Origin of the sequence: Alkalilimnicola sp. S0819 (assembly GCF_009295635.1) — a bacterium.
Taxonomy (GTDB): Bacteria; Pseudomonadota; Gammaproteobacteria; order Nitrococcales; family WHIW01; genus S0819.
Window position 1 is genome coordinate 1 of sequence record NZ_WHIW01000039.1, and the last position, 1,185, is coordinate 1,185.

A 1,185-nucleotide genomic window follows, 5' to 3' on the forward strand; every position below is an offset into this window, starting at 1 on the left:
GATCAGAGAAGCTCGACTGCATCGACCACGTACTCACTCTCAACCGGGGAGGGCCGACATTGTCTCAAGCCACAGCCACCGACGGAACGGCTGCCCCCGAATAAATCAGCGTTTCCCTAGGTTCTTTCGTAAGCCGTCAGAAATTATTTTGTCCGCAATGTCCTTGTAGTGCATTGGGTCGGACGACTCGCTAAGCACCTTGTCTATTGCTTCTCGCCACGTCAGTTCTTTTGCCACAATTAATTCACCTAAACTCCGTGAGGCCTAACGTCTGGTATGAGCCGCGTGGCTTTAGCCGCGTCGGCTCCATGCCTTTGTTAGCGCAGTTTACGACGTGTCCATTGTCTTTTATCGCGAGGGGACGTGAGTAGAGGACATGCAGTTAAAAAAGTTTTTGGTTTCGTCATCTAGAGAGTTGGGTAGCCCTTTCTGAGAGACATTGATGATGGCTGGGAGAAAATACCTTTCCATGAGGAAGTCGCTCATCGGTTGTTCGCGGATCGCGTTGTGGACTTCGAGAATTATACGCGGGCGATGATGTCCGGCCGTAAGAGACTGGCTAGCGGCGATATACATCTCTCCTATATGCATGCACGCGTTAAGTTCGGTCCCAGCGCTTAAATACAAGCCGTGTTCGTCTATGCAGGATTGGAAAACCTCCTCAGCCACCTCGACGCGGGTGTTATAGAAGCCGGAGAAGACCGTTTCGACGACTTCTTCGAACTCCTCCGGGTTCGCGCTCTGGTCTTTCTTGGCTATCCATTCGGCTCTAGTGCTTTCACGGTCGTCTGCGTGCCACTTGATAGCGCGGGCGAGTGTTGCACGTTCGTAACAGAGCCCTACCACTTCCAGGTTGCTAGGTGGCGTTGTCGCACAAGCCATCACGAACTGCGCGGTAAGGAGGACGATGACTATGGGAAAAGCTCTTCTCATCTTGTTATTTTCCATGTGTAAAGCGGCGGCCTCAAATATTCCTTGGGTAGAACCGTACACGAGGCGCTAACGGCAGCGGTAAGCCGCGGTGAAAACGCGCAGCGTTTTTGCTGTCGGCTTGACCGCATGGTTAGCTGTCGGGTCCCGGGTGATTCCTGATTTCTTTGACGAATAGGTCCGGTCGCCGTTTTTGCCATTCCCGCATGGCCTGTATGGGTGCTTTATGCCCCAGCGCCTTCTGCGGGATGTGGT

General features: G+C 53.1%; 2 protein-coding genes and 1 pseudogene. All 3 read right to left on the minus strand.

What is annotated here, in order from left to right:
- Positions 1 to 105: 105 nt before the first annotated feature.
- Positions 106 to 237 carry an HTH domain-containing protein gene (locus tag GBG68_RS13865; protein WP_152148381.1) on the minus strand — a complete coding sequence of 44 codons (132 nt, stop codon included), beginning with the start codon at positions 235 to 237 and terminating at the stop codon, positions 106 to 108.
- Positions 238 to 348: 111 nt separating this feature from the next.
- A complete protein-coding gene (locus GBG68_RS13870) occupies positions 349 to 948 on the minus strand; it encodes a hypothetical protein (protein WP_152148383.1) in 600 nt (199 codons plus the stop codon).
- Positions 949 to 1,063: 115 nt separating this feature from the next.
- Positions 1,064 to 1,185: pseudogene (locus GBG68_RS14495) on the minus strand (IS481 family transposase); the annotation flags it as partial.

Coding starts and splice junctions, on each gene's coding strand:
- GBG68_RS13870 (WP_152148383.1), bottom strand. CDS start 948: ATGGAAAATAACAAGATGAGAAGAGCTTTTCCCATAGTCATCGTCCTC.